The sequence below is a fragment of the Isoptericola sp. NPDC019571 genome (assembly GCF_044389385.1).
Taxonomy (GTDB): Bacteria; Actinomycetota; Actinomycetes; order Actinomycetales; family Cellulomonadaceae; genus Isoptericola; species Isoptericola nanjingensis.
In genome coordinates this window covers 58,744-82,701 of sequence record NZ_JBIRXZ010000007.1, presented here as the reverse complement: position 1 = coordinate 82,701, position 23,958 = coordinate 58,744, and the positions used below count along the sequence as shown (strand labels likewise).

Below are 23,958 nucleotides of genomic sequence, written 5' to 3'. Positions count from 1 at the left end.
GGCAGGGGCCAGGATCGGACCATGGCGACGACGGTCGAGACCAACGCGCTCAACACCATCGACGAGTCCGAGCGGCACGGGAGGCCGCGGGACCTGTTCTGGCCATGGTTCGCGGCCAACGTGTCCGTGCTGGGCCTGGGCTACGGCGCGTACCTGCTGGCGTTCGGCGTGTCCTTCTGGCAGGCCGTGGCCGTGGGTGCGGTCGGCATCGTGGCATCGTTCCTGGCCTGCGGGTTCATCTCCCTCGCCGGCCGGCGCGGGTCGGCGCCCACGATGGTGCTGAGCCGGGCGGCGTTCGGCGTGGACGGCAACCGGCTGCCGTCGCTGCTGTCCTGGATCCTCACCGTGGGCTGGGAGACGGTGCTGGTCGCCCTCGCGACGCTCGCCACCGCGACCGTGCTCGGCACGCTCGGGTGGGGCGGCGGCACCGTGACGCAGGTCGTGACGCTCGCCGTCGTGGCCCTGGTCGTGGTGGCCGCGGGGATCTTCGGGTTCCAGCTCGTGATGAAGCTGCAGCAGGTCATCACCGTGCTGACCGCCGTGCTCACGGTGGTCTACGTCGTGCTCGTCGCGGGCCACGTCGACTGGGCGACCGTCGCGGCCATCCCGGCCGGGCAGGCGCCGCAGGTCATCGGCGGGCTCGTCTTCATGATGACCGGCTTCGGCCTCGGCTGGGTGAACATGGCGGCCGACTACTCGCGCTACCTGCCGCGCACGGCGTCCGGGGCGGGCGTCGTCGGGTGGACGACGTTCGGCGCCTCCCTCCCGCCGGTGCTGCTGCTCGTCGCCGGGATGCTGCTCGCCGGCTCGGACCCCGCCCTCGCCGACGCGATCGGCGCCGACCCGATCGGCGCGCTGGCCGTGCTGCTGCCGGAGTGGTTCCTCATCCCCTTCATGGTCGTGGCGCTGGCCGGGCTGATCGGCGGCGCGGCGCTCGACATCTACTCCTCGGGCCTCGCCCTGCTGTCGCTGGGGCTGCCCGCCCCGCGCTGGGTGGCGGCCGCGATCGACGGCGTCCTCATGGTGCTCGGTGCCACCTACGTCGTCTTCGTCGCCGACGACTTCTTCGGCCCGTTCCAGGGCTTCCTCATCACGCTCGGCGTACCGATCGCCGCCTGGTGCGGCGTGCTGCTCGCCGACATCGCGCTGCGCCGCAAGGACTACGCGGACGACGAGCTCGCGGACCGGCGCGGGCGGTACGGCAGCGTGCGGTGGTCGGCGGTGCTGCTCGTCGTGGCGGGCACCGCCATCGGCTGGGGTCTCGTCACCAACACGTACGCCGGGTGGCTGTCGTGGCAGGGCTACCTGCTGGGGCCGCTCGGCCTCGGCGGCCGCGACGGCCAGTGGGCGGGCGCGAACCTCGGCGTGCTCGTGGCCCTCGCGCTCGGGCTGCTGGGCACGTTCGTCCTCTCGGCGCGCGCGGTGCGACGCCAGGAGTCGGTGCAGGACTCGGTGCAGGACTCGGCGCAGGAGTCGGCGTGAGCGCCGCGCTCGTCGTGGTCGACATGCAGGTGGTCTTCGGCCGGCCGGGCAGCCCGTGGGCCGCGCCGGGCTTCGACGCCGCGTCCGCGCACCTGCGACGGCTGCTGCCGGCCTTCGCCGGCCGGACGGCGTGGACCCGCTACGTGGCGCCCCTCGCGCCGCAGGGCGCGTGGCGGGAGTACTTCGCGCAGTGGCCGTTCGCCCTCGTGCCGCCCGACGACCCGCTGTACGGCTTCGCGGACGGCCTGGACCCCGCGGGGGCGCCGGTCGTCACCGCCACGACGTTCGGCAAGTGGGGGCCGGAGCTCGACGCGGCGACCGGGCACGCGGACGAGCTGGTGGTGGCCGGCGTCTCGACCGACTGCTGCGTCCTGTCCACGGTGCTGCCCGCCGCGGACGCCGGGCGGCGGGTGCGGGTGGTGGCCGACGCGTGCGCCGGGGCGAGCGACGCCGACCACGCGCGGGCGCTCGACGCGATGCGGCTCTACGCGCCGCTGGTCGAGGTCACGACGGTCGACGAGGTGCTCGGCGAGCTGCCCGACGACGGTCGCGGCACGTCCTGACGGTTCAGGAGGGGCGGCCGACGTGCACGAGGCGGGCGCCGTCGCGGCCCCACTCGGCCCAGGGCTCCGCGGACTCCAGCACCGCGTAGGTGGCGGTCGGGACGCCCACGCGCACCTGCGCGACGGCCGCGGCGTCCGAGCCGTCGCCCGCGAGGTACGCCGCCGTCGCCGCCATGGTCGGCTCGTGCCCGACGACGAGCACGGTGCGCGCGGACGCCTCGACCTCCCGCAGGAGGCCGAGCACGTCGCGCACGCTCGCCTCGTAGAGCTCGTCGCGCACGTCGAGCGCGGCGTCGGCCGAGCCGTCCAGGTGCGAGGAGGCCAGGTCCCAGGTCTGCCGGGTGCGCAGCGCGGAGGACACCAGCGCGACCTGCGGCCGCAGGCCCGCCGCGGTGAGCGCCATGCCGACGCGGCTCGCCTGCTTGCGACCGTTCAGCGCCAGCGGGCGCCGGTCGTCGGGGATCACGCCCTTGCCGGGCTCGGCCTTGGCGTGCCGCAACAGCACGAGGCGCCAGGTCGGCGCGTCGCCCTCGGCCTGCGTTACCGCTCTCATGCGCTCCGTCTCACAGGTCGTCCCAGGGGCCCGTGCCGGGCCCCCGACCCGTCACTGACCCATCGCGTGCACACCGCCGTCGACGTGGACGATCTCCCCGGTCGTGGCGGGGAACCAGTCCGAGAGAAGTGCCACGACGGCGCGCGCAGCCGGCTCCGCCGTCGTCTGGTCCCAACCCAGCGGGGCCCGCTGCGGCCAGGCGTCCTCCATGGTCGCGAAACCCGGGATGGACTTCGCGGCCGTGGTGCGGATGGGCCCGGCGGAGACGAGGTTACACCGGATGCCGTGGGGCCCGAGGTCGCGGGCCAGGTACCGGTTGGCGGACTCCAGGCCCGCCTTCGCGACGCCCATCCAGTCGTAGACCGGCCAGGCGAAGGAGGCGTCGAACGTGAGCCCCACGTAGGCGCCACCGGACATCAGCGGGCGGGCCGCCTCGATGAGCGACTTGTACGAGTACGTCGAGACCTGCAGGGCCGTCGCGACGTCGCCCCACTCGGCCGCGAGGAAGTTGCCGCCCATCACGGTCTGCGGGGCGAAGCCGATGGAGTGCACGACGCCGTCGAGGCCGTCCACGTGCTCCTTGACGCGCTCGGGGAGCGCCGCGAGGTCCTCCTCGCTGGTGACGTCCAGCTCCACCACGGGCGCCGTGACCGGCAGCCGCTTCGCGAACGCCTGCGTGAGCTTCATCTGGCGGCCGAAGGAGGTGAGCACCACCTCGGCGCCCTCCTCCTGGGCGAGGCGGGCCGCGTGGAACGCGATGGAGCTGTCCGTGAGGACGCCGGTGACGAGGAGCTTCTTGCCGTCGAGCAGAGCCATGATGACCTTCCGGTTGTGCGGGGGTGAGGAAGCGAGGGGGCAGGGCCAGGGCTGGTCAGTGACCCATGCCGAGGCCGCCGTCGACCGGGACGACGGCGCCGGAGACGTACGCCGCGGCGTCGGAGGCGAGGAACTCCACGACGCCGGCGACCTCGTCGGTCGAGGCGAAGCGGCCCGCGGGGATGGACGCCTGGTACTGCTTCTGGGTGGCCTCGGGCAGCGCCGCGGTCATGTCGGTCTCGACGAAGCCCGGCGCGACGACGTTCGCGGTGATGCCACGACCGCCGAGCTCACGGGTGATCGACCGGGCCATGCCGACGAGCGCGGCCTTGGACGAGGAGTAGTTCACCTGGCCGGGGCCGCCGTAGAGGCCCACGACCGAGCCGACGAGCACGATGCGGCCCTTGCGCGCGCGGATCATCCCCTTGGAGGCGCGACGGACACAGCGGAAGGTGCCGGTGAGGTTGACGTCGAGCACCGTCTCGAACTCCTCGTCGCTCATGCGCATGAGGAGCTGGTCGCGCGTGACGCCGGCGTTGGCGACGAGCACCTCGACCGGGCCGAGGTCGGACTCGACGGCCGAGAACGCGGCGTCGACGGCGGCGCTGTCGGTCACGTCCGCGACGTAGCCGTGCACCCCGTCCGGCAGGTCCCCGCCCCGGTAGAGCGTGGCGACCGTGTCGCCCGCGGCGACGAAGCGCTCGGCGATGGTGCGGCCGATGCCGCGCGCCGCACCGGTCACGACGACGACCCGTCCGGCGGGCGCGGCGGGCTGGGGGGCGGGGGCGTCGGTCACGGGTTCTCCTCGGCGGTCGTGCGGGTGGTCACGGACGGGGGGTGGGCGGGACGGCGTGCGGGCGGCCGTCGACGCCCTGGTGACGCTACCCCGAGCGAGCGGCCACGCAGGGTCGCGGCGCCTCACACGTCCTCGCGACGCTTTGTCGGATCCCTACAAGGCGGGTCGCTCGGCGGAGAGGTCCCTGGGGCTTCGCGCGCCGTCCTAGACTGGCCGGGTGAGCAACGCCCGCGCGACCTCTCCCGGTCCGCGCCCCTCCGGAGGCCGGCGCCACGGTGCGGACCAGGGCGCCGAGGTCCCCTCGATCACCAGCGCCCCCGAGCCGCTGGAGGAGGACCAGGCGCGCCGCACGCGGCGCTACCTCGTCCAGATGGGCATCCGGATCGTGTGCTTCCTCGGCGCCATCGCCGCGGACGGCTGGGTGCGCTGGACGCTCGTGGTGCTCGCCGTCGTCCTGCCCTACTCGGCGGTGCTCTTCGCCAACGCCGGCCGCGACCGCGTCTCCTACGACACGTCGCCGATGGTCGACGTCGCGCCCACCGAGCTGACCGCGTCCGCCCAGGGCGACGCCGACCCGCACCGCCAGGAGGCTTCCGGGCCGGAGACGTTCGACGGCCCGCACCGCGTCGTCGAGCACCAGGACGACCCGGCGGACGAGGACGAGGACGAGAACGAGAACGAGAACCCCGGAGGGACCCGCTGATGGACGTGCTCGGGACGAACGCCGACCCGGTCGTGGGCGAGCTGGTCTGCTCCGCCAAGGGCTGCCGCGCCGAGGCCGCGTGGGGCCTGCTGTGGAACAACCCGCGGCTGCACACCCCGGAGCGCCGCAAGGTGTGGCTCGCGTGCGACGACCACCGCGAGCACCTCGAGCAGTTCCTCGGCGCGCGCTCGTTCTGGAAGCAGACCGTCCCCGTCGCGGAGCTCGATCGCGCGTGACGACCGACCGCTCCCCCGACGCGCCGACACCCCCGCGCACCCGCCGGCAGTGGATCACGCTCGGCCTGGGCGCCGTGCTCCTGGCCGCCGTGTGCGTCCTGGCGGCTGTGTGGCAGTGGCACCGGTACACCTGGCGCGAGGCGCAGATCGACCTGGTGCAGTCCAACTACGCGGCGTCCCCCGTCCCCCTCGCCGACGTGCTGCCCGAGCCCGGCGCCGTCCTCGACCCGGACGACGAGTGGCGCCCCGCCGTCGCGACCGGCACCTACCGCCCCGAGGACACGGTGCTGCTGCGCAACCGCCCCGTCGGCGGCCAGCCCGGCTTCCACGTGCTGGTGCCGCTCGAGACCACCGGGGCGGACGGGCAGCCGGTCGTCCTCGTCGTCGACCGGGGGTTCGTGCCGCTGGGCGAGGACGCGAGCGCGCCGTCCTCCGTGCCCGACCCGCCGGCCGGCGAGGTCGAGGTGACCATGACGATGCGGCCCGACGAGCCCGCCTCCGACCGGGGCACCCCGGCGGGGCAGGTGCAGGCGATCCACACCGACCAGGTGCTCGCCGCGGGCCCGGACGGCGCCGCGTGGGCCGACGGCGACACCGTGGGCGGGTACGGGCAGCTGCGCTCCGAGGACCCGGCCGCCGCGACGACGCCGGGGGCCCTTCCCGAGCCGGACACCGACCCGGGGTCGCACCTCAGCTACACGGTGCAGTGGTGCATCTTCGCGCTCGGCGCGCTGGGCGGCTACGTCGTGCTGTGGCGGCGCGAGACCCGGCCGGTGCACGTGACGGCGGGCGATCTCCTCGCCGCGGGCGACGGCCCGGACCCCCTGGACGGGACCGGGCGGCCGGGCGCCGCGGTGCGCCCCCAGCGCCCCCGCCGACGGAAGGTCGACGAGGACTACGAGGACGCGCTGCTGGACGCCGCCGAGCGGCCGCGGGCCGACGCCGACAGGCCCGCCGGCGAGCGTCAGGCCAGCGACACCAGCTCGGCGTAGTCCGCGGACCACAGGTCCTCGTCGCCGTCGGGCAGCAGCAGCACCCGCTCCGGGTTGAGCGCCTCCACGGCGCCGTCGTCGTGGGTGACCATCACGACGGCGCCCTCGTAGGTGTCGAGCGCCCCGAGGATCTCGGCGCGCGACGCCGGGTCGAGGTTGTTGGTGGGCTCGTCGAGCAGCAGCACGTTCGCGCTCGAGACGACGAGCGTGGCGAGGGCGAGGCGGGTCTTCTCGCCGCCGGACAGCACGTTCGCCGGCTTCTCCGCGTCGTCGCCGCTGAACAGGAACGAGCCGAGCACCGAGCGCACCTGCGTGTCCGTGAGGTCGGGCGCCGAGTGCCGCAGGTTCTCCACGACCGTGGCGTCCAGGTCGAGGGTGTCGTGCTCCTGGGCGTAGTAGCCGATCTTCAGGCCGTGCCCCGGCACGACGCGGCCGGTGTCCGGCTCCTCCACGCCGCCGAGGATGCGCAGCAGCGTCGTCTTCCCGGCGCCGTTGAGGCCGAGGATGACGACGCGCGACCCGCGGTCGATCGCGAGGTCCACGCCGGCGAAGACCTCCTGCGAGCCGTAGCTCTTGGACAGCTCCTCGGCGGTGAGCGGGGTGCGGCCGCACGGCGCGGGCTTCGGGAACCGCAGGTGCGCGACCCTGTCGGCGCGCCGCTCCCCCTCGACGCCGGAGAGCATGCGCTCCGCGCGCTTGATCATGTTCTGCGCGGCGGTGGCCTTGGTCGCCTTGGCGCGCATCTTCTCGGCCTGCGCGACCAGGGCGCCGGCCTTCTTCTCGGCGTTGGCGCGCTCGCGCCGGCGGCGGCGCTCGTCGGTCTCGCGCTGTGCGAGGTAGGCGTCCCAGCCGAGGTTGTACTGGTCCAGCTCGCCGCGGTTGGCGTCCAGGTGGAACACCTTGTTCACCGTGGCGCGCAGGAGGTCGTTGTCGTGGCTGATCACGATGAACCCGCCGCTGTACGCCTTGAGGTAGTCGCGCAGCCAGGCGATCGAGTCGGCGTCGAGGTGGTTGGTCGGCTCGTCGAGGAGCAGCGTGTCGACGCCCGAGAACAGGATCCGCGCCAGCTCGATGCGGCGGCGCTGACCGCCGGACAGGGTGTTCAGCGGCTGGGCCAGGACCCGGTCGTCGAGGCCCAGGTTGCTGGTGATCCGGTGCGCCTCGGACTCCGCCGCGTACCCGCCTGCGGCGAGGAACCGCGCCTCGAGCTTCGGGTAGCGCTCGAGCGCCGCGGCCTGCGTGTCGGCGTCGGCCGAGGCCATGAGGCCCTCGGTCTCGCGCATCTGCGTGACGATGTGGTCGAGCCCCCGCGCGCTGAGCACCCGGTCCATCGCGACGACGTCGAGGTCGCCCGTGCGCGGGTCCTGCGGCAGGTAGCCGATGTCGGTGCCCCGCGTGATCTGCCCGGCCGCGGGGAGCGTCTCGCCCGCGAGCGTCTTGGTGAGCGTCGTCTTGCCCGCGCCGTTGCGGCCGACGAGGCCGATGCGGTCGCCCGGGGCGATGCGGAACGTCGCCTCGTGCAGGAGGGTGCGGGCGCCGAAGCGCAGCTCGACGCCGTGGGCGGTGATCAAGGCAGGGGTGTCCTTCGACAGGGGGTGGGAGGCCCCCCGAGTCTAGTGCTCCCGGGGTCCGGCCCACGACGACCTAGGTCACACCCCCGCCGGGCTCGGTAAGGTTCGCGCGTGAACCGCGCCCCTCGCCCGACGACGGCCGTCCTCGCCGTCGCCGTGGTCCTCGCCGGCCTCGGTGGCCGCGCCCTGCTCCCGCCCGCGGTCGGCGGGCCGCTCGGGGACGCCCTCTACGCGACGCTCGTCGTGCTGCTCGTCGCGTTCCTCGCCCCGCGCACGCGCCCCGTCGTGGCCGGCGTCGTCGGGCTCGTCGTGTGCGCGGGGATCGAGGCGGCCTGGCTGACCGACGTCCCGGCCCAGGTGGTCGCGCGGTTCCCGCTCACGCGGTACGTGCTCGGCACGGCGTTCACGCCCACCGACCTGGCGTGGTACGCCGCGGGGGCCGTGGTGGGCGGGGCGCTGATCGCCCTGACCCGCCCCCGGCCGCGCGGGGTCGACCTCTCGCTGCGGCACGTGCGCGCCGAGACCGGGGGCCGACGACGGGGGGCGCGTGTCGCGGTCCCGGTGGTGCTGGTCGTCGCGCTCGCCGCGGGCGGCGGCGCCCTGGCCTGGGTGCTGCGTTCCGAGACCCAGGAGCTCTCCGCGCGCGTCGTCGTCGCGCAGGACGCCCTCGACGGTTCCGCCGACCGGGTGGCCGACGCCGGCGTCCGCGACGACCTCGCCGCGACGATCGACGAGGCCCGCGCCCTGCTCGACGCGACGCCGGTCCTGGACCGGATGCCCGGCGACGCGCCCGCGCTCGCGACGCGGCTCGACGGCGACGTCGAGGCGGTGGAGGCCTCGCGCCTCGTCCTCGCCCGCACGCAGGCCGCCGACGCGCGCGACGCGCTCGCCCCGGTGGCGCGTCGCGCCGACCGCGTGCTGGCCGCGACCGACGAGCTCGCCGAGAGCGGGCGGGACGCCGGCGAGAGGGTGCGCGCGTCGTCCCGCGACGCGCTCGGCACCGCGGACGAGCTGACCGCCGAGACCCAGGACGACCGGATCGCCACGGCGTCGTTCACGGAGCTCGAGTCCGCCGCGGCGGACCTGGCCGCGCTGCGCGCCGACCTGGCGGACGCCACCACGGACCTCCTGACGGCGCAGGACGCCGTCGTCTGCCCCGAGCCGGACCAGGTGTGGTTCCCGGAGGCCGGGAAGATCTCGGCGACGAAGCTCGCGCCGATCCCGTGGGCGCCGCAGCACTCCGTGCGCGCGGACGTCCTGGACGGGCTGGTGGCGCTCGACGCCGCCTACCGCGCCGAGTTCGGCCAGCACCTGACGGTGAACTCCGCCTACCGCAGCTACGACCAGCAGGTCGAGGTGTACCACCCGGACGACCCGAACCCGCTGGCCGCGCCGCCCGGCTGCTCCAACCACGGCCTGGGCACCGCCGTCGACATCTCCATGGGCCCCGAGGGGTTCGACGGCGCGCGCTACGCCTGGCTCAAGAAGCACGCCGAGGAGCACGGCTGGACCCACCCGGGCTGGGCCGAGCCCGACGGCCGGCTGCCCGAGCCGTGGCACTGGCAGTCGGTGGAGACGCCGACGGAGTACTGAGGAGCCGGGCGGCGACGTCCCGTCACGCCCCGGGGAGGCGTCGCACGTCGAACGGCACCTCGCGCGCACCGTCGCCGTCGCGCTCGACGCGCAGGACGGGGCGGTCGGGTCGCTCGCTCACGGCCTCGACGGGCACGCCGTCGACGAACCGCAGGGCGGCGTACTCGTCCACCGCGTACCCGTCCGCGAGCGCCCCGGACGACACCCAGCCCAGGTAGGCGTCGCGGCGGTCCGCCTCGCCCAGGTAGTGCGGGCAGGCGCTGCCGGGCAGGAACCCGAGCCCGTCGTCGAGCGGCGCGAGGGGGCCGAACGAGTCGGTCGAGGAGGACTCGAACCAGCAGTTCATCCCGGCGCTGATGCCGGCGAGGACCGTCCCCTGCGCCGCGGCGCGGGCGAGCAGGTCGGGCAGGCCGTGCCGACGCCAGACGACCAGCAGGTTCGCCGTCGAGCCCCCGCCCACGTACACGACGTCCTGCTCGAGCAGCATCTCCGGGTCGGCGTACCCCCACGGCTCGTGGCAGAAGAGCGACAGCACCGACGTCCGGGCCCGACCGGCGAACGCCTCCTCGAAGCGGCGCGCGTACCCGTTGTCGTCGCCGCTCGCGGTGGGCACGAAGCAGACCCTCGGGGTGTCCTTGCCGGTGAGGTCGAGCAGGTGGTCGTCGATCGCGGAGGAGCCGTCGTCCGACATCGAGAATCCGCCGCCGCCGAGGGCGAGCACCGTACCGGTCATTCCCGTGGGCATCGTCGCGAGCATGCCCGCACCCTACGGAGCGGGCGGCGCCCCGGCCCGCTGTTTTCCGCGCGGCCGCTTCCCGCGCGATCGCCCAGACCCCGGCCTAGCGTGGTCCCGTGACCTTCAACGAGGGCGGCGAGTTCGAGGGTGGCCGGGTCCGCAAGGGCGGGGGCGGACGCCGCGGCGCGGTCGTCGGCGGCGGCATCGGCGCCATCGTCGTCGCGCTGCTGGCCGTGTTCCTCGGCGGCGGCGACCTGGGCCAGCTCACCGGCGCCCTCGGCGGCGCCGTCCAGGACGCCGGGGCGCCCGCGGGCGACGGGCAGGACGCCGGGGCGCCCGCGGGCGACGGGCAGGAGCAGTACGTCGAGGCGTGCACGGCCGAGCAGGCGAACACCGACCGCGAGTGCCGGCTCTCGGCCACCGTGCAGTCGCTCGACGCCTACTGGGAGCGCGTGCTGCCGCAGCAGGCCGGCGTGGAGTACGCGCTGCCGTCGGTGGAGAGCTTCTCCGGGTCGACGACGACGGGGTGCGGGGCCGCGACCAGCGCGACGGGCCCCTTCTACTGCCCGCCGGACCAGACGGTGTACGTCGACGTCGCGTTCTTCGACCAGCTGAGCTCCCAGTTCGGCGCCGAGGGCGGGCCGCTCGCCGAGGAGTACGTCGTGGCGCACGAGGTGGGCCACCACGTCGAGCAGCTCACCGGCGCCATGGACGCCGCCGACCGGCGCGGCAGCGGGCCCGAGTCCGACTCCGTGCGCATCGAGCTCATGGCCGACTGCCTCGCCGGCATGTGGGCGGGCTCCGCCGCGACCGAGGTCGACCCCGACTCGGGCGTGACGTTCCTCGACCCGGTCTCCTCCGCCGAGCTGCGCCAGGCGCTCGACGCTGCCGCAGCGGTCGGGGACGACCGCATCCAGCAGCGGGCCACCGGCCAGATCAGCCCGGAGGGCTTCACCCACGGCACCTCCGAGCAGCGGGTGCGGTGGTTCACCGTCGGCTACGAGGGCGGCACCCTGGACGACTGCGACGCCCTGGCCGCGCGCGCTCTCTGACGCTCGACCCGGCCGCGCAGGGCGCTCCCGGCTGCATCGACGCAGACGGGCCCCTACGATCCGAGCATGGGTGACGCGCCACGGCTGCACACGATCCTGGTGACCGGAGCGGCCGGGCCCGCGGGCAGGGCGCTCGGCCCTCAGCTCGCACGCCGCGCCGACGCGGACCTCCGGCGGGTGGTGGGGGTCGACCTGGCACCGGCCGCGGGCACCGGCTACGACGTGGTCGAAGCCGTGCCCGCGGCAGCCGACCCCGCCTACGACGCGGCGACTCTCGACCTGCTGCGCCGTCACCGTCCCCGTCTGGTCGTGCCCACCGTCTCCGACGAGCTGCCACGGCTCGCGGTGCTCGCGGGGGCGGCCGGGCTCGGGACGTCGGTCGTGCTGTCGGCGCCGGGCCCCACCGCCGTCGCCGCGGACAAGCTCCTCACGATGTGGTCGCTCGAACGGCACGGGGTCTCCGTCCCCCGGCACCTGCCCGCCGACGCGCTGGGCTCGGCGGCCGAGGCCCTGGCGTGGGCCGACGGACCGGTCGTCGTCAAGCCGCGCGTCGCCCGCGGCGGGCGGGGCGTGCACGTGGTGGAGGACCCTGACGACCCGGTCTGGGCGAGCACGGACGCGTCGTGGGTGGTGCAGGCCTTCGCCCCAGGCACCGAGTACAGCCCCCAGGTGTACCGCTCCCCCGTCGACGGTCGCTGCATCGTCGTCGTGCTCGAGAAGACGGGCCGCAAGGAGGGACGCGTGGGCAACGCCACCGCGGTGGAACGGCTGGCCACCGGGACGGCGGACGACGTCGCGAAGCTCGCCTCCCGCACCGCGGAGGCGCTCGACCTCGTCGGCCCGCTCGACATGGACGTCCGGCTCCTCGCGGACGGCACGCCCGTGGTCCTCGAGGTCAACGCCCGGTTCGGCGCCGTCTCGGCGGCCGCACCGGAGGTGCTCGACGCGGTCCTCGACGAGTGGCCCTCGACGAGCGACCGGGTCGCGCCGTGACGTCCGTCCTCGTCGCGCTCGTCCTGGTGCTCGGGCTCTCGCTGCTGGTGGTCGGGCTGGTCCGCCTCGCGTTCGTGCCCGCTGCTCTCGTGTTCGAGGCCCGGCGCCGCCGCGACGACCCCGGCCCGGCGGGTTGCGGCCCGATGTTCCCCGAGGCGCCCATGGTGAGCGTCGTCGTGCCGGCGTACGAGGAATCCGTGGTGATCGAGAACTGCGTGCGCTCCGTGCTGCGCAGCGAGCACCCTTCGCTGGAGATCGTGTGCGTCGACGACGGCTCGTCCGACGACACGTTCGCGCGCATGGAACGGCTCGCAGCGGAGCACCCCCAGGTGCGAGCCCTGCGCCAGGACAACGCCGGCAAGGGGGCGGCGCTCAACACGGGGATCGCGGCGGCGCGGGGCGACGTCCTGGTCCTCGTCGACGCGGACGGCCTGTTCCGGCCGGACACGGTGACGCGGCTGCTGCGCGGGTTCCGCGACGACCGGGTCGGCGCCGTGTGCGGGAACGACCGGCCCGTCAACCTCGACCGCGTCCTCACCCGGCTGCTGTCCCTCATCAGCCACGTCGGGACGGGGCTCATGCGCCGTGCGCTCGACGTCCTGGGGTGCCTGCCGATCGTGTCGGGGAACATCGGCGCGTTCCGGCGGGACGTGCTCGACCGCGTCGGCGCGCTGCACACCGACACCCTCGGCGAGGACCTCGAGCTGACATGGCGCGTCGCGCGGGCGGGCTACCGGGTGACGTTCGCGCCCGACGCCCTCGTCTACGCCGAGTCCCCGTCGACCCTGCGCGGCCTGTGGCGCCAGCGCGTCCGGTGGGCCCGCGGTCTCCTCCAGGTGACCTCCATGCACCGCTCGATGGTCGGCAACCCGCGCTACGGTGCGTTCGGCGTGTACCTGCTGTACAACACCGCGGCCCAGGTCGTCGCGCCGTTCGTGCAGGTGCTGGCCATGATCGCGCTCGCGGTCCTCGTGCTCGTCGACGGGCCCTCGTGGGTGCCGTCGTCCTGGTGGGGATGGGTGCTCCTGCTCGGCCTGCCGCTGTCGCTCGCGCTGCTGCTGCTCGCGGTCCTCCTGGACCGGGCACCCGGGGACCTCCGGCAGCTGTGGACCCTCCCGTTGTGGCCCGTCTACTCGCTGATGATGACCTTCGTCGTGCTCGACGCCGCGCGACTGGAGCTGGGGAACGCGGAGAACCGATGGAACAAGCTGGACCGGAGCGGGACGGTGTCGGTGCGCGGGCTCGTCGACGACGACGGCCCTGGCTCCTGACCGTCGTCGCCACGCTCGGCGTCGCCGTCGGAGCCGCCGTGCTCCTCGCGCGACCGTGGGAGGACGTGCCGCCGACCATGCGGCCCACCGTCGTCCCCGAGCAGGAGCGCTCCGTCAGCGTCGACTTCGGCATCGTGACCGACCCCGACACGGACTGGGCCGCGATCGACCGGCACCTCGACGCCGTGGGTGCCAACGGCGTCGACCTCAACGCGGGACGGGTCGAGTTCACGGCGTTCGACTGGCCCGCTCACCCGGAGGTCGCGGCCGAGCCCGGCAGCGACCACCTGTCGCGCGCTGCCCGCGCGCTGCAGAGGGCCGCCGACGGCACGCCGCGCGAGATCGGGCTCATCGTCGACGCCTACGTCCCCGAGTGGATCAAGTCCGACCCGTCGATCGCCGGGGTCTCGGCCAAGGGCACCCCCTCCCCCTACCGCGCGTCGGCCTCGGAGCTCGCCACAGGCGAGGTGGGAGACCGGCTCGTCGAGTACGTCACCGATCTCGGTGAGCGCTACAACCCCAGTCGGATCGCCGTCACCGAGCTCTTCCTCAACTTCTACAGCTTCGGCGACGACGACCTCGCCCTCTACCGCGAGATGACGGGCGCCGACGACTGGCCGCGGGACGCCGACGGCCAGATCGACGAGGACGACCCCGAGCTCGGCACCTGGCGGTCGGAGGTGCTGGCCGGGCTGCTGGCCCGGATGCGCGCCGGTCTCGACGGCGTGCGCGACGGCCAGGGCGAGCAGATCGAGCTCGCGATGGACGTCCGCGTCGGCTGGGACGACCCTGCCGCCGGTGCGCCCGCGAGCGGACACGACTACGAGATCCTCCTGCAGTCCGCCGACCGCCTGGTCGTCTGGGCGTACGTCGGGGCCAGGGCACGCACTCCCGCGGACGTCGAGCGGGTCACGGCGGCGCTGCAGTCGGCAGGCTTCGACATGTCCCGCTTCACGGTCTCCGTCGGTCTGTGGGCGGCCTCGGCGGACGCCGACCCGCCCCAGGCGATCTCGCCGGAGCGCATGGCTGCGACGCTCCGGGCCGCGACCACCCACGGCGTCGGGGACGTGAACGTCACGCCGCTCTCGCACCTGTCCCCGGCGCACCGGGCGACGCTGGCCCGGGTCTGGGGCGGCGCAGCGCCTAGCGCGTCGGCAGGTCCGGGAGGGTGACGTCCACCTCGGTCCCCTGACCCGGCACGCTGCGGATCGACATCACGCCGCCGTGGTCGTGCACGACCCGGTCGACGAGCGCGAGCCCGAGGCCCGCGCCGCGCACGCGTCGCCGTCGGGTGTTGCGGGTGCGGTAGAACCTCTGGGTGACGCGGTCGAGCTCGTCGGCCGGGATGCCGATCCCCGCGTCCGCCACGAGCAGGCGCGCCAGGTGCGACCCGGTGGGCGTCGCCCCGCTCGTCACGGAGACCTTGACCTGGGAGCCCCGGTCGCTGTACTTCACCGCGTTGCTGAGCAGGTTCTCGACCATGTGGCCCAGACGGTGGGGGTCGGAGACGAGCGGGACGACGGCGTCTCCCTCGACCACCACCTCGATCCCGGCGGCCTCGGCCGCCGGGCGCTCGCTCTCGACGGCGTCACGGACGACCTGGACGACGTCCAGCTCGTGCCCCTCGAGCACCTGACGACCCGCGACGATCTGGGCGCTGGTCAGCAGGTCGTCGATGAGCGCGCTCAGCCGTCGCGCGTTGCGCTCGACGACCCCCAGGTAGTGCCGCTGCTCGTCGTCCAGCCGGTCCTCCTCGAGCCGCAGCAGGTCCACGTACCCCAGGATCGACCCGAGCGGAGTCCGCAGCTCGTGGCTCACGAGCCCGACGAACTCGTCCTGGATGCGCTCCTCCTCGTGGCGGGCGGTGACGTCGGTGGCGACGACGAGGAAGCCCGCGGGGAGGTCCGACGCGGCCCCGGCGAGCGCGGATCGCTCGGTCACGGTGAGCTCGAGGTACCGGCGCTCCCCGTCGGGCAGCATCACGGGCCACTCGGCGACGTGGGTGGCTCCCGTGACCGCGGTACCCAGCACGACCCGGTTCGCCGCGACCCTGTCCGGGGCTCGTCCCGTGCCGGGGCCGTCCGCCTCGGCCAGCCGCGCGGCGATGGCCGCCGGTTCCACGAGCTGCGAGACGTCGAGGCCGATCAGGTCCTCCTCGGCGCGCGCGAGCACCCGCACGGTGCCCGGGCTGGCCCAGACGATCCTGCCCGAGACGTCGGTCGCCACGAAGCCCTGCTCCGTCGCGGCGGCCATGATGCCCCGCAGGTCGTCCCGGGACTCGCGCAGGTGCCGCGCCGCGGTAGCGAGCTCGTCGCGCGCACGACCCAGCTCCCGGGCCTGGCCGCGCGCCACCCCCACGAAGCCGTGCGTCCCGACCGCCACCAGGCCGAGCACCAGCAGCACCACCAGCGCGTGCATGGCGGGATGGACCCGCTCGACGGCCGTGACCGGCATCATCATCGGGCCGAACAGGACCAGCACCGAGCCGCCCATCGCCAGCACCAGCCCCCAGGCCTCCCGCTGCAGCGCCAGGCTCACGACCGGGAGGAACAGCAGCGCGTCGAAGCTCGCCAGGATCAGGCCGGAGCCGACCTCCAGCGCACCGATCGCCACCATCTGCGTCAGGGGGAGCACGCATCGCCAGCCCGGCGACCACCGGTCCCAGCGCCCGAGGCTGCCCGCCAGCTGCACCGCGACGACCAGGACCACGGCGAGCGTGAGCCACACCGGGTCCCCGTCGATCCCGCTGATGCGCATGATCACCAGCACCACGAGGAACGAGACGGTGAGCGGAAGCTGCCGCAGCCCCACGGCCTCGTCGGCGAACCACGCGCCCCAGACCCGGTCAGACGTCCGACCGAGACGGTGGACCAGGTCTCGGGTCATCAGGGGCCCGCCCCCGCCCCGCCCCGCCGGACGTTCTGGTGCGCGGCGGGGGCCCGCGGGGTCAGCAGCGAGGACAGGTCGACCGGGGCGCCCGAGTCCTGCCCGTCCACGGCGGGCGTCGCACGCACGGCCGACGACCGGGCGAGCGTCTCGCTGGCCCGGACCGTCTCCAGGGGCTCGACCTCGCGCGCCGGGCTGAACCGCGCCCAGTACCGCGCGGTCGCTCGCACCACGTCCGGCTGCATGTACTCGCGGTGGGCCTGCGACACGTAGGCCGCGAGCATCCGCAGCTTCACCTCGACGAAGCCGTCGACGTCCACGAACCGGTTCGGGGCGAAGGCCACGGTCGAGGACGGGCTCTGGAAGCACCACAGGCTGGGCACCTGGCGCGCCGCGATCTGCACCGCACCGTTCACCGCCCGGTGGTCCTGGTGCCGGTCGTTCGCGCTGTGCGTGTACACGCGGTGCGGGTCGACCTCGGCGACGACCTCCTCGATCGCCCCGATCACGCCAGTGGCCGGGTCGATGTGGGTGTCCGGGAAGTCGAGGTGCACCAGCCGCGCGCCGACGACGTCCGCCGCCGCGAGCGCCTCCTCGTGCCGTTCCGCGGCCAGACCGCCCACCGAGCCGCCCGAGAGCGTGAGGATCACCAGCTCGTCCCCCACCGCGCCGTGGGCCGCCAGGGTGGCGCCCACCCCGATCTCGACGTCGTCGGGGTGGGCGCCGACCGCCAGGACCCGTTGCCGCGACGACTCCCGCTCCCGGCGGGCGCGCTGCGCGAGCTCGGTGGCCCGCTCCACCACCGTGGACGCCGCGACCGGCTTGACCAGGAAGTCGTCGGCGGCCTCCCGCAGGGCGGTGACGGCGTGCGTCACGGTCGGGAACGCGGTGACGATCATGATCGGCAGGGTGGGGTCGATCGCCCGGACCTCGGGCAGGATGTCCAGCCCGGAGCGCCCCGGGAGCTGGATGTCGCTCACGAGGACGTCGTAGGTCGAGCGTCTCAGCGCGGCCAGCGCCTCCTCGGCGTCCGTGGCGATGTCGACGTGCATCCCCCCGTACCGCGCGAGCGCGATGCGGACGAACTCCGCCGAATCAGGGTCGTCCTCGAGCACCAGCGCACGGAAAGTGTCGTCGGACACCGGCTCTCCCCCTCACAAGTCCCGCCTGGTCAGACCGTACGCGCCGCGCGTCGTGGACGCGCGACGACGGGCGCGGGCGGTGCTCACCGGCCGGCCGCGACGACCCTCCACGGCCCGTGCTTCGACGTGCCCGGCTCCTGGTCGCGGGTCCACCACCGCGCCTCGTACCGCGCGCCGTCGTGCACCACGACGTCGCCGTCGTCGAAGATCCGCGACCCCGTCCAGACCGCCGTGCCGTCGCCGGCGCGGACGAGCTCCTGCCACGGCCCGCTCGCGGAGGTGCCCGGCTCCTGGCCGCGCGTCCACCAGGTGGCGGCGAACTGCCCGCCCTGGTGGAAGACGACGTCGCCGTCGTCGTAGGTCGCCTTCGCGTCCCACGCGGGCTCGGCGTCGCCGGGCACCTTCGCCAGCACCTCGACCTCGCTGACGATCATGTGCGTGTCCGGGTGCGCCGTCATCACCACGCGCACCGCGTCCGCGCGCACGTCCGCGGGGACCTCGGCCACGAGCGTCCCGTCGTCGGTCGACGCCTCGCCGACGGCCTGCCAGGCGCCGTCGACGCGCGCCTCGACGGCGACGTCGGTGGCCCAGCTCCGGTGCGAGCCGTCCCGGAAGAACCGCGTCACGACGCCGGTGACGTCGCGCGCGCCCGGCAGCGTCACGGTGAGCGTGTCCTCGGGGTTCTTGGCGTCGGGGCGCCAGTTGGACCAGCCCTTGTCAGAGGTGTCGCCGTTGATGACGCGCGACGCCGGGTAGCCGGGCTCGGTGGACGTGGCGGCCGCCGTGGTGCCCTCGGCGAGCGCGGCGTTCGCCTCGCCCGGCGGGGTGACCAGCACCCGCACCGTGGCGGGCAGCGTGCCGCCCGCACCGTCGTCGGCGGCCCCGGTCAGCTCGACCACGCCGAGCTCGTCGAACGCGCCTGCGGGGACGTCGTCCCAGGTCACCGGGCGCTGCACCGCGCCGCCGCCGGCGGCGACGGCGGTCACCGTGGCGGGCAGCCCGACCTCGGCCGCCGCCTCGCCCGCGTAGGCCTCGGCGCGGGCCGTCTCGGTCCGCTCGAGCGTGTCGACCAGCACGGTGGCCGTCGCCTGGACCGTGCCGCCGGCCGGCACCTGCACGGTGCCGCCGACCTCGACCGTGCCGGCACGCGCCCACGCGTCGTCGCCGGGCACGTCCCACGTCACCGGCAGCTCGCCGCGCGCGCCGCCCGGGTGGACGGGGGTGACGACGTCCGGCAGCACCGGCGCGACGCCCGGCGTCGTGAACACGTCCACCGGCTCGGTGCCGAGCACGGTCTCGTCGACCACGGCCCAGCGCTGGTTGGCGCCGGACGTCGCCCGGTAGGTCCCGACGGGCGAGCCGCCGGCCGTGGCCTCGCCACCCACCTCGAGCAGGGTGCGCGACGACGCGTTGACCAGCGTGTACGTGCCGTCGCCGGTGGTGGACAGGATCCAGCGCGCGACCTCCGGGGTGTCGGCGGGGTCGGCCGGGGCGTCCGCGAGCACCGCGGAGGTGTCCTCGCTCACCGCGAGCTGCTGCCCCGTGTCCACGTTCGTCACGGCGTACCGCGTGCGGTGCGAGCCCGAGCCCTCGGGGGCACCGAGATCCTCGAGGGTCCAGAGCTGCTCGGCCGCGGCCGGGTCGTCGGTCGCGATCTGGAGGGCGTCGCCGTCAGGCGCCAGCGAGCGGCCCGACTGCGCGCCGTCGAGCCGGACGACGTGGCCGTCCTGCGCCAGCGGCGCGTCGTCCGCGACGCCCGAGACGCCGTCGACGACGAACGTCGTCACCGACTCCGCCGGCACGGTGACCGTGGCCGCCGCGTCCTGCACGGCCACCGGCTCGCCCTCGACGAGGTACCCGTCGGTGCTGGTGGTCACCGGCGTGACCGTCGCGCCCGCCGTGGTCGCGAAGCCCGACAGGTCGAGCGTGACGTCGCGCGACGCCGTCGTGTCGTTGACGTGCACGACGGTCGCGGCGTCGCCCGCGGCCGAGACCGCGGCGGTGCTGTCCGCGTCGTCCACCCCGACCAGCCGGTCCCCGGGCGCGATGTAGTGCGTGAAGTTCTGGGTGACCCAGTACTTGGTGTTGGTGTAGATCGGGCAGCTCTCGAGCGTGTCGTCCGCGGTGCAGGAGAACGAGAGCTGGATCTCGCCCCAGTTGCCGCCCTCGGGGCTCTCGCCGCCGGGCGCCATGTTGTCGTAGTCCTCCACGGGCTGCCAGAACACCCACGCGGTCGGCTCCAGCTCGCGCAGGTCGTCGACGATCTGGTGCGCGCTGCCCAGGCCGGACTCCATGGACTCGAAGTCCTGCCCGGTGCTCGACCAGGAGCCGCCGACCTCGCTCATCCACAACGGCTTGTCCTCGCCCTTGGCGATGTCGCGGACCGTGGTGCGCTGGCCCGTGCCGTACGTGTGCACGTTGAGCTGCGACACCTGGTCGCGCACGGCGTCCGGGTAGGAGTTCCAGTTGGTGGCGAAGCGGCCGGGGTTGGTCTCGTCCATCGCCGAGATCACGGCGCCGGTGCCGGAGCCGTCGAGGGCGCCCGCGAGCGCCGGGATGACCTGCTGCTGCAGCTCGGGGCCGATGTGCGCGCCCTCCTGGCGGCCGCCGGTCGGGTTGCCGTCCGCGCCGAGCTGGGTGCCCCAGTAGTTCGTGTTCGGCTCGTTGAACGGGTCGATCGTGTCGACGTCGATGCCGTGCGCGTCCTCGAGGCGCTCGACGGCGCCCACGAGGTACTGCGCGAAGTCGTCGACGCTCGCGGTCTTGAGCTGGTCGGCGTTCGCGTCGAAGTTCCCCGACACGTAGCCGGACTCGGTCATGAACCAGGGCGGGGAGTTGCTGAACGCCTCCCAGTGCGTGACGTCGTCCTTGATGCGGTCCACCCACCAGCGCTGGGTGGCGTCGGCGTCCGCGTCCCAGTGGTCCGGGTCCGCCGGGTCCCACCAGTCCACGTCCTCGCGGGTGGTGCCCTCGGGCGCCTTCCACCAGCCGTCGACGGCGCCGCCCGCGCGCAGGTAGTCGGGCACGTCGGGGGCGTTGCCGCCGCCCACGTTGTAGCGCGCGATGTTGAGGTTCAGCCCCTCGTCGCCGAACACCATGTCGGCGAGCCGGTCGCGGATCTCGTCCGGGTAGCCGCCCGTGGCGTTGGCGAACCACACGAGGCTGGTGCCCCAGCCCTCGAACGGCTCCCCCGCGTACGACGGGTCGGGGCGGACCGTCACGCCGGCGGCGTCGGACCCGGCCGCTGCGGCGGGGACCGGGGAGGTCGCGGGCTGTGCGGACGCCGGGGCCAGGCCGGCGGCGAGCAGCGCGCCCGCCGCCCCGGCGACGACGGCGATGCGTCGTCGGTGGTGCCTTCTCGTCGGGCTCATCGGTGAACCTCTCTCTCGCGTCGGTGCGATGGGTGGGGTCGTGCGACGGGTCGTGCGGGTCGGTTCGTGCGGGTCGGTTCGTGCGGATGTGAGGTCGGTGCGGTCAGTCGGTGCGGCCGGCCGGGGCGGACGGCGGGGCGAGGAGGAACGCGGGCGCGGCGAGGCCGGCGTCGGCGAACGCTGCGCGGACGTGCGCGACGACGGCGTCGACGTCGACGTCCCGCACCAGCGCGAGCGTGGAGCCCCCGAAGCCGCCGCCCGTCATGCGGGCGCCGAGCGCGCCGGCGGCGACGCTCGCGTCGACGGCCAGGTCCAGCTCGGGCACGGTGACCTCGAAGTCGTCGCGCAGCGACACGTGGGAGGCGGTCATCAGCGGCCCGACCTGCTCGTACGCGCCGGCGCGCACGAGCTCGGCCACGTCCGCCGTGCGCGCCGTCTCCGTGACGACGTGCCGCACCCGGCGGCGCAGCACGCCGTCGGGGTCGTGCGGGGCCAGCGCGGCGAGGGCGTCGTCCAGGGCCACGGGGCCGACGTCGCGCAGGCTGTCGCGGCCGAGCAGCGCGGCCGCCCGCTCGCACGACGCGCGCCGGGCGGCGTACTGCCCGTCGACGAGCCGGTGCGGCGCGCGGGTGTCGACGGCGAGCAGCGCCAGCCCGGCCGACGCCAGGTCCCACGGCAGCGGGACGGCGTGCTCCTCCGGCGGCAGGCCCGCGCGGAAGTCGAGCAGCAGCGCCTCGCCCGCGCGGCACAGCAGGGAGGCGGACTGGTCGAGCCCGCCCGTCGCCGCGCCGGCCACGTCGTTCTCGGCGCGGACCGACGCCTCGACCAGGCGGGACCGGCCGGCGACGGAGCCGCCCAGGCCGAGCCCGTGCACGTCGTCCAGCGCCACGGCGACAGCGCTCTCCAGCGCCGCGGAGCTGGACAACGAGGCGCCGAACGGCACGCAGGAGTCGACGGCGGCGTCGAAGCCGCCGACCGCGTGCCCGGCCTCGCGCAGCGCCCACGCCACCCCGGCCAGGTAGGCGCCCCAGCCGGAGACGCCGCCGGCCGCGCCCCCGTCTGCGCCGACGTCGGCGAGGTCCGCCTCCCACAGGCCGTCGGCCTGCGCCGACGCGAGGCGGACGACGTCGTCGGTGCGCGGCCGCAGCGCGACGTACGTGCGGTGGGGCAGCGCGGTGGGCAGGCACAGCCCGGCGTTGTAGTCGGTGTGCTCGCCGATGAGGTTCACGCGGCCCGGCGCGGACCACACGCCGACGACCGGGTCGCCGGCAGGGTCGCCGCCGAACGCCCGGGCGAAGACGTCCCGGGCGCGCCGGGCGCCCTCGGCCGGCGACCACGCGACGTGCCAGCCGGCGTCGTCCACGGGCTGCGCCCCCATCAGGCCTCCGTGGGGCCGAGGTCGGGGGCCGCGACGAACCGCGCGCGGGGCGCGGCGGCGCCGTGCAGCTCGAGCAGCACCAGCTCGTTGCCCTCGGTCCGCAGGAGCGGGCCGGGCACGTAGAGCGTGCCCGTGGGCCCCTGGCTCGAGTACCGGCCGAGCAGCTCGCCGTTGACCCACACGAGGCCGCGGGTCCAGCCGTCCAGGCGCAGGAAGTGGTCGACGCCCGCCACGGAGCCGAACGTGCCGCGGTGGAACGACGGCCCGGCGACGGGCCCGCCGACCTGCCCGTCGAGCCGGCCGGCGTCGTCCGCGGCCGCCCACAGGGCGTCGTCCAGGAGCGCCGGGGCGTCCTCGAGGCGCAGGGGCACGGCCTCCCAGTCGGTGAGCTCGCGGGTGGCGGTGCGCACCGTCCCGACGATCCCCTTGGGCTCGCCGATCCGGGGGCCGTAGTTGACGCGCCCCCGGTCCTCGACGAGCAGCGTCAGGGTGCCGGCCCGCCGCGGCAGCGGCAGCGACCAGGCGTGGGCGGTGCGGTCGAGCACGCCCACCGGGTCGCCGTCGAGCGCGACGACGGCGCGGTCGCGCACCTCCTCGACCACCAGGACGGCGTCGTCGGCCGTGATCTTCGTGCCGTACAGCGCGAAGCCGGACCACTGGCGCAGGTCGTCCATCGTCGGGGGCTGCGGGGCCGACGTCCGCGACCTCCGCCCGGACACCAGGTCCAGGACGGCGTCGAGCGCCACGCGCCGGTCGAGGACGACGTCGAGCTCCGGTGCCGGGGCCGGCTCGAGGGGCACCTCGTCCGGCACCGGCGCGTGCTTGGCGATCACCGCGCGCAGGGCGTGGAACTTCGCGGTGGGGCCGCCGTGCTCGGACAGCGGGGCGTCGTAGTCGTACGACGTGGTGATGGGCAGGTACGTGCCCTTGTCGTTCGCCCCGTTGGTCAGCCCCAGGTTGGTGCCGCCGTGGAACATGTAGAGGTTGACCGACGCGCCCGCGCCGAGCAGGTCGTCCAGGTCCGCCGCCGTGGTCTCCGGCGCGGTGACGTGGTGCTCGAGCCCCCAGGAGTCGAACCAGCCGTCCCAGAACTCCGTGCACATCAGCGGCCCGGTGGGCTGGTGCCGCCGCAGCACGGCGAGCCGCTCCAGCGACCGCGAGCCGAAGTTCGCGGTCTTGTGCAGCTCGGGCAGGCCGCCGAGCGACAGGTGCTCGTCGTCGGCCTGGTCGCACGTGAACAGGGGCACCTCGATGCCCTGCTCCCGCGTGAGGTCGACGAGCGCCCGCAGGTAGCGGGTGCGCTCGTCGGCGGGCACGCCCGGGTAGGCGCCGTACTCGTTCTCCACCTGCACCAGGAGCACGGGGCCGCCGCGTGTCACCTGCCGCTCGGCCACCAGCGGCAGGAGGTGCGCGTAGTAGGTGCCGATGGCCGCGAGGAACGCGGGGTCGTGCCGCCGGACCCCCGCGCTCCCGCCGGCGAAGAGCCAGGCGGGCAGCCCGCCCCCGTCCCACTCCGCGCAGATGTACGGCCCGGGCCGCACGATCGCGTGCAGCCCCTCCGCGGCGACCAGGTCCAGGAAGCGGCCCAGGTCGCGCCGTCCGGCGAGGTCGAACACGTCGGGCTCGGGCGCGTGGAAGTTCCACGGCACGTACGTCTCGATCGTGTTCAGCCCCATCAGGCGCGCCTTGCGGATCCGGTCCGCCCACTGGTCGGGGTGCACGCGGAAGTAGTGCAACGCCCCGCTGATCACCTGGAAGGGGCGGCCGTCGAGCAGGAAGTCCCGCTCGCCGATCTCGAACGTGGGCATGGGGCGGAAAACCTCT

The 23,958-nt window shown here is 74.9% G+C and carries 20 protein-coding genes; 10 read left to right on the top strand and 10 right to left on the bottom strand.

Annotation, left to right across the window (positions count from 1 at the left end):
* Positions 1 to 21: 21 nt before the first annotated feature.
* Positions 22 to 1,482: a purine-cytosine permease family protein gene (locus ACH443_RS13670; protein WP_430590619.1), complete on the top strand. Its 1,461-nt coding sequence runs from the start codon at positions 22 to 24 to the stop codon at positions 1,480 to 1,482.
* Positions 1,479 to 2,045, top strand: a complete 567-nt coding sequence (locus tag ACH443_RS13665) for a cysteine hydrolase family protein (protein WP_430556101.1) — start codon at positions 1,479 to 1,481, stop codon at positions 2,043 to 2,045. The genes ACH443_RS13670 and ACH443_RS13665 overlap by 4 nt, the downstream gene beginning before the upstream one ends.
* A 4-nt stretch (positions 2,046 to 2,049) precedes the next feature.
* On the opposite strand, the gene ACH443_RS13660 is transcribed toward ACH443_RS13665, so the two are convergent.
* From ACH443_RS13660 to fabG, 3 genes are read right to left on the bottom strand one after another with little or no spacing between them, the layout of a single operon-like run.
* Positions 2,050 to 2,598, bottom strand: a complete 549-nt coding sequence (locus ACH443_RS13660) for a SixA phosphatase family protein (RefSeq protein ID WP_429763291.1) — start codon at positions 2,596 to 2,598, stop codon at positions 2,050 to 2,052.
* Positions 2,599 to 2,649: 51 nt separating this feature from the next.
* Positions 2,650 to 3,414 (bottom strand): enoyl-ACP reductase FabI, encoded by a 765-nt coding sequence (gene fabI, locus ACH443_RS13655; RefSeq protein ID WP_429763290.1) that lies wholly within the window; start codon positions 3,412 to 3,414, stop codon positions 2,650 to 2,652.
* Positions 3,415 to 3,469: 55 nt separating this feature from the next.
* Positions 3,470 to 4,210, bottom strand: coding sequence for a 3-oxoacyl-ACP reductase FabG (gene fabG / locus ACH443_RS13650; RefSeq protein ID WP_429763289.1), 741 nt, complete (start codon positions 4,208 to 4,210; stop codon positions 3,470 to 3,472).
* A 217-nt stretch (positions 4,211 to 4,427) separates the two neighbouring features.
* On the opposite strand from fabG, the gene ACH443_RS13645 reads away from it, so the two are divergent.
* From ACH443_RS13645 to ACH443_RS13635, 3 genes are read left to right on the top strand one after another with little or no spacing between them, the layout of a single operon-like run.
* Positions 4,428 to 4,913, top strand: a complete 486-nt coding sequence (locus tag ACH443_RS13645) for a DUF3099 domain-containing protein (RefSeq protein WP_429763288.1) — start codon at positions 4,428 to 4,430, stop codon at positions 4,911 to 4,913.
* Complete coding sequence (locus tag ACH443_RS13640; protein WP_429763287.1) at positions 4,913 to 5,149, top strand: hypothetical protein; 237 nt, start codon at positions 4,913 to 4,915, stop codon at positions 5,147 to 5,149. The genes ACH443_RS13645 and ACH443_RS13640 overlap by 1 nt, the downstream gene beginning before the upstream one ends.
* Entirely contained in the window at positions 5,146 to 6,141 is a 996-nt protein-coding gene (locus ACH443_RS13635; RefSeq protein ID WP_430556099.1) for an SURF1 family protein, read from the top strand. Before ACH443_RS13640 ends, ACH443_RS13635 begins: the two co-directional genes overlap by 4 nt.
* On the opposite strand, the gene ACH443_RS13630 is transcribed toward ACH443_RS13635, so the two are convergent.
* Complete coding sequence (locus ACH443_RS13630) at positions 6,114 to 7,712, bottom strand: ABC-F family ATP-binding cassette domain-containing protein (RefSeq protein ID WP_429763285.1); 1,599 nt, start codon at positions 7,710 to 7,712, stop codon at positions 6,114 to 6,116. The two genes, ACH443_RS13635 and ACH443_RS13630, sit on opposite strands and share 28 nt — an antisense overlap.
* A 111-nt stretch (positions 7,713 to 7,823) precedes the next feature.
* On the opposite strand from ACH443_RS13630, the gene ACH443_RS13625 reads away from it, so the two are divergent.
* Positions 7,824 to 9,305, top strand: a complete 1,482-nt coding sequence (locus tag ACH443_RS13625) for a DUF2809 domain-containing protein (protein WP_430590618.1) — start codon at positions 7,824 to 7,826, stop codon at positions 9,303 to 9,305.
* Between the two features lie 22 nt (positions 9,306 to 9,327).
* Here ACH443_RS13625 and ACH443_RS13620 read toward each other — a convergent pair whose 3' ends face one another.
* Entirely contained in the window at positions 9,328 to 10,062 is a 735-nt protein-coding gene (locus ACH443_RS13620) for a Type 1 glutamine amidotransferase-like domain-containing protein (protein WP_429763283.1), read from the bottom strand.
* Positions 10,063 to 10,157: 95 nt separating this feature from the next.
* On the opposite strand from ACH443_RS13620, the gene ACH443_RS13615 reads away from it, so the two are divergent.
* The 4 genes from ACH443_RS13615 to ACH443_RS13600 all read left to right on the top strand — a co-directional run bounded on the left by ACH443_RS13615 (position 10,158) and on the right by ACH443_RS13600 (position 14,529).
* Positions 10,158 to 11,093: a neutral zinc metallopeptidase gene (locus ACH443_RS13615; RefSeq protein WP_430590617.1), complete on the top strand. Its 936-nt coding sequence runs from the start codon at positions 10,158 to 10,160 to the stop codon at positions 11,091 to 11,093.
* A gap of 66 nt (positions 11,094 to 11,159) precedes the next feature.
* Positions 11,160 to 12,086: an ATP-grasp domain-containing protein gene (locus tag ACH443_RS13610; RefSeq protein WP_430590616.1), complete on the top strand. Its 927-nt coding sequence runs from the start codon at positions 11,160 to 11,162 to the stop codon at positions 12,084 to 12,086.
* Positions 12,083 to 13,357 (top strand): glycosyltransferase, encoded by a 1,275-nt coding sequence (locus ACH443_RS13605; RefSeq protein ID WP_429763280.1) that lies wholly within the window; start codon positions 12,083 to 12,085, stop codon positions 13,355 to 13,357. The genes ACH443_RS13610 and ACH443_RS13605 overlap by 4 nt, the downstream gene beginning before the upstream one ends.
* Positions 13,285 to 14,529, top strand: a complete 1,245-nt coding sequence (locus tag ACH443_RS13600) for a hypothetical protein (RefSeq protein ID WP_430590615.1) — start codon at positions 13,285 to 13,287, stop codon at positions 14,527 to 14,529. The genes ACH443_RS13605 and ACH443_RS13600 overlap by 73 nt, the downstream gene beginning before the upstream one ends.
* On the opposite strand, the gene ACH443_RS13595 is transcribed toward ACH443_RS13600, so the two are convergent.
* The 5 genes from ACH443_RS13595 to ACH443_RS13575 all read right to left on the bottom strand — a co-directional run bounded on the left by ACH443_RS13595 (position 14,501) and on the right by ACH443_RS13575 (position 23,942).
* Entirely contained in the window at positions 14,501 to 16,243 is a 1,743-nt protein-coding gene (locus ACH443_RS13595) for an ATP-binding protein (RefSeq protein ID WP_430590614.1), read from the bottom strand. The two genes, ACH443_RS13600 and ACH443_RS13595, sit on opposite strands and share 29 nt — an antisense overlap.
* Positions 16,243 to 17,385 carry a response regulator gene (locus ACH443_RS13590; protein ID WP_430590613.1) on the bottom strand — a complete coding sequence of 381 codons (1,143 nt, stop codon included), beginning with the start codon at positions 17,383 to 17,385 and terminating at the stop codon, positions 16,243 to 16,245. The genes ACH443_RS13595 and ACH443_RS13590 overlap by 1 nt, the downstream gene beginning before the upstream one ends.
* An 83-nt stretch (positions 17,386 to 17,468) precedes the next feature.
* Entirely contained in the window at positions 17,469 to 20,756 is a 3,288-nt protein-coding gene (locus ACH443_RS13585; protein ID WP_430590612.1) for an Ig-like domain-containing protein, read from the bottom strand.
* Between the two features lie 103 nt (positions 20,757 to 20,859).
* On the bottom strand, positions 20,860 to 22,134 hold the full coding sequence (galK, locus tag ACH443_RS13580; protein ID WP_430590611.1) for a galactokinase: 1,275 nt from the start codon (positions 22,132 to 22,134) through the stop codon (positions 20,860 to 20,862).
* On the bottom strand, positions 22,134 to 23,942 hold the full coding sequence (locus tag ACH443_RS13575) for a beta-galactosidase (RefSeq protein WP_430590610.1): 1,809 nt from the start codon (positions 23,940 to 23,942) through the stop codon (positions 22,134 to 22,136). Before ACH443_RS13575 ends, galK begins: the two co-directional genes overlap by 1 nt.
* Positions 23,943 to 23,958 lie beyond the last annotated feature (16 nt).

Bases quoted from the DNA above. Each gene is read 5' to 3' on its own strand.
- ACH443_RS13670 (WP_430590619.1), top strand. From the start codon at position 22: ATGGCGACGACGGTCGAGACCAACGCGCTCAACACCATCGACGAGTCC.
- ACH443_RS13660 (WP_429763291.1), bottom strand. From the start codon at position 2,598: ATGAGAGCGGTAACGCAGGCCGAGGGCGACGCGCCGACCTGGCGCCTC.
- fabI (WP_429763290.1), bottom strand. From the start codon at position 3,414: ATGGCTCTGCTCGACGGCAAGAAGCTCCTCGTCACCGGCGTCCTCACG.
- ACH443_RS13640 (WP_429763287.1), top strand. From the start codon at position 4,913: ATGGACGTGCTCGGGACGAACGCCGACCCGGTCGTGGGCGAGCTGGTC.
- ACH443_RS13620 (WP_429763283.1), bottom strand. From the start codon at position 10,062: ATGCTCGCGACGATGCCCACGGGAATGACCGGTACGGTGCTCGCCCTC.
- ACH443_RS13610 (WP_430590616.1), top strand. From the start codon at position 11,160: ATGGGTGACGCGCCACGGCTGCACACGATCCTGGTGACCGGAGCGGCC.
- ACH443_RS13600 (WP_430590615.1), top strand. From the start codon at position 13,285: ATGGAACAAGCTGGACCGGAGCGGGACGGTGTCGGTGCGCGGGCTCGT.
- ACH443_RS13595 (WP_430590614.1), bottom strand. From the start codon at position 16,243: ATGACCCGAGACCTGGTCCACCGTCTCGGTCGGACGTCTGACCGGGTC.
- ACH443_RS13585 (WP_430590612.1), bottom strand. From the start codon at position 20,756: ATGAGCCCGACGAGAAGGCACCACCGACGACGCATCGCCGTCGTCGCC.
- galK (WP_430590611.1), bottom strand. From the start codon at position 22,134: ATGGGGGCGCAGCCCGTGGACGACGCCGGCTGGCACGTCGCGTGGTCG.
- ACH443_RS13575 (WP_430590610.1), bottom strand. From the start codon at position 23,942: ATGCCCACGTTCGAGATCGGCGAGCGGGACTTCCTGCTCGACGGCCGC.